The sequence below is a fragment of the Vibrio sp. V03_P4A6T147 genome (assembly GCF_002241085.1).
In the GTDB taxonomy this organism is placed as follows: domain Bacteria; phylum Pseudomonadota; class Gammaproteobacteria; order Enterobacterales; family Vibrionaceae; genus Vibrio; species Vibrio anguillarum.
This window is the reverse complement of sequence record NZ_NDIO01000303.1, coordinates 1-3,109: the sequence shown is the minus strand read 5'-3', so window position 1 is coordinate 3,109 and position 3,109 is coordinate 1. Positions and strand designations below refer to the sequence as shown.

Here is a 3,109-nt window from a genome sequence, read left to right as displayed (position 1 = left end):
GCTGAAGGTTATTTTGCCGATGAATTCACAGCGATAAACAACCCAACGCGATCAAGAAACAACAAATATGTGATGACTATTTATTGCTCAAATTCAGTCTGAGAACATGGAATTTGCCGTTCAATGCAAACTCGATTTAGCTGATAAAAACTCACTTTGCCTAACGCCCGCCTAAGGGGCTGGCAACGCATACCACTAAACTCAATCACAACAACCGAAACCACCGCGGCTCATTGGGACTGGAAACGCCACGCGTTGACAGTCCCTCTTGAGGCGTTTGTTATGCGCAACTCACCGTAACTTCATAATTACGTTCAACATTAGCGGAAACTTTACCCCACGTAGAAGATTTAACTCTTAGCTGATGCTTATCAAAAGCAGCTTGATCTCTAAACTCTTCATACACATCGAATCGATATGGGTTTTCTTCGTTTTGCGTGACTTCAAAAATCAGACAACCATCTTCTAATCTCGTGAGACGAACATGATTGTCTAGCTCATTGATAACCACAGTTAGCTCTGCTTTTGGCACAACAATGAAGCCTTTTAGAATTACCTTGCTCAATTTCTATCCTTTTAAATTTTGCAAATGTAGCTGATTTTTTATGTTAGGCGCATAACGCCCAATTAAGGGGTGAGCAACGCTACCACCGAACCTAAAGCATTGTACCGTAAACACTAAAATTGAAGTAGAAGCAAAATGCCAAGCGTTGGGAATCCTTCTTAAATTGTTTGTTATGGCGCAATTCTCAAAGAAGGCCACCTTGCTAACCACCCTTTTGAATTTACGCGATTTTCAAAGGTTTCTCGTTGCCTTTTAGGATTATGCGTGACCCAGTAACTAAATAGGGATTCAAACCCAAAAGCAGCAACACATTCATATTGGTTTAGCCCAATTTGGCGAATTGCTACAGCTGTTTCTTTTTCTGGCCAGTAACTCATCGCATCCAACGAACTTTGATAAGGTTCATCACCATTACGCTCATGCATTGTCGCTTGATTACGCACTTGCCAATTCAGCTTGGGCATGCAAGCTTTAAGAAGTACTTCGCACTCCAAGTAGGCATTGGAGTTAGATTCCGTCGGTTCAAAGTAGATTACATCGACATCATTTAAAGGAGTCGGTTCGTTGAAATCATGCAATGAATCCCAAACTAAATTTCGGACGAAACCTGCTGCAATGTAGCATTGAGGCAAACCCAATTGGGACACATGATAAAGTGCCTCAACTCTGAGTGGGTCTTCTTTTATTAATTCTACGATTTTGTCCATTTTCGCCCTGCGCTATAACGCCGCGTTAAGGGGCGCAGGCACGCACTACAAAAGTGACCGCATAACACCTTAACCACTAAACCCGACGCAAGTTGAAAATGCCACGCGTGCCAAGTCCCTCTTGAACGCTTTGTTATGCTTAAGCTTCAATGACTTACGTTTTACCAGAACCAAGATTGACTCGACTTTAACTCACAAACAAAAGCCGAAAACAAAAAAACTGAAATGACTCATAATTTTGAAAATCAGACTTTGAACTTTGGTGGCCAAAACTCAAAAAACTAAGATCAAATTTCTGATTGAGCAAACGGCCCTAACCTCGTCCTTGCCCGAAAATTGATTGAGGCAACGCTCTGAATTTCCAGCGCCAAAGAACAAGTGTCCGGAAAACAGCGCCCACTGAAGCCAACTTGCCGACAAACTCGAAACCAACCAGCCGAGGAAACAAAGAGAAACCATAAACCACTGACTTTGCGTGATTAAGCATAACGCCCGGCTAAGGGGTTGACAACGCACCACCGAACTCAAAAAACACACTGTAAACGCTGAACTTCAATTTTGCACCAAAGCCGCCACGCGTTGGCAATCCCTCTTGAGCCGTTTGTTATGCAAATTCAATGAGATAAACAGAATTTACACGACCAAAAGCCACAATTGCAATGGTTGAGTGATTCAAGAATCAACCCAAGCAAGAACTGTGATAAATGAGCCGCCAAAACAAAGTCCACCTTTCAGCACCAAACCAAGCTTTTGTGTCAGGAAAACTCAACGAGCGAAACCTTCAGCAAGTACAAAATGCTCGATTAACTTGCCCTTTCCACACTTTAAGGACGCTGAATTGGCAACAAACCAGCACTAAAACTGATTGAGGCAAACAAAGAACCTTGCCTGTTTACGGTTTGAGTTAACCACGAATTTGAGGATGAAAGTGCTCATTTGCCGACAACACAAAACGAATGGCCGGAGAAATCCCACAAGATTGAGACCCTAAATTTACCTGAGTTGCATAACGCCCAATTAAGGGGTGAGCAACGCTACCACCCAACCTAACGCATTGTGCCATAAACACTAAATTTGAAGTAGAATCAAAAATGCCAAGCGTTGGGAATCCCTCTTAAATTGTTTGTTATGTGCGTTGCTATTTGCTGCGCACATTCCATCACTGTATCGTTCGATGTAGAGAGTTCAAGGTCATAAACAACGCCTTGATGGACGCGCAAAGCTTGTTCTACAGCAGAGCCTTGAACACGATCACCTCGTAGCCTCTCGCGTTCAACTAGTACGTCTAAACAACAATGAACCCCGACAAACAACGTACTTGTTGAGCCTAAAGCTAGGTTCCATAGTTTTTGTTCACTAGAACCATCCATAACATCATCGACTATTACACCAAGACCTAAATCCGCTAGGTGCTTAACTGTGGAATGGTAAGCCTGATTTACTTTTCTACCATATGAGCCACTTTGGATTCTTTGGACAACGTTCCGTTCTAGTACTTCATGTTGGAAGTAGAAACCGTCAGATTTTTCATCACTGCAATCTAGTGAGTTCGACTTTTCTGGCATCATAGAGATGAATGTATCGATGCCAATGTGTAAGTAGTTTCTAGGCAGGATCGATTGAAGTTCTTTAGCAATCGAGCTTTTACCAGAACTGCTTGCACCATTTAAGATTATGACATCCATACTTATTTTACCTCCGAGCACATAACGCCCGGTTAAGGGGCAGCCAACGCCATTACCAAGCTTCCGCATAACACCGTAACCACAAAAACCAACGCATAGTGAAAATGCCACGCGTTGGCTGTCCCTCTTGAACCGTTTGTTATGTTTTATTC

General features: G+C 42.7%; 3 protein-coding genes. All 3 read right to left on the bottom strand.

The features are described 5' to 3' along the window. Positions 1 to 280: 280 nt before the first annotated feature. On the bottom strand, positions 281 to 565 hold the full coding sequence (locus B9J84_RS11875; protein WP_005527308.1) for a putative quinol monooxygenase: 285 nt from the start codon (positions 563 to 565) through the stop codon (positions 281 to 283). 170 nt (positions 566 to 735) lie between these two features. After that, complete coding sequence (locus B9J84_RS11870) at positions 736 to 1,272, bottom strand: nucleotidyltransferase family protein (protein WP_038149097.1); 537 nt, start codon at positions 1,270 to 1,272, stop codon at positions 736 to 738. A gap of 1,085 nt (positions 1,273 to 2,357) precedes the next feature. Further along, on the bottom strand, positions 2,358 to 3,109 hold a 752-nt coding region (locus tag B9J84_RS11860; RefSeq protein ID WP_094124206.1), incomplete at its 5' end, for a zeta toxin family protein.

Excerpts from the sequence above, each read along its gene's own strand:
- B9J84_RS11870 (WP_038149097.1), bottom strand. The coding sequence starts at position 1,272 with ATGGACAAAATCGTAGAATTAATAAAAGAAGACCCACTCAGAGTTGAG.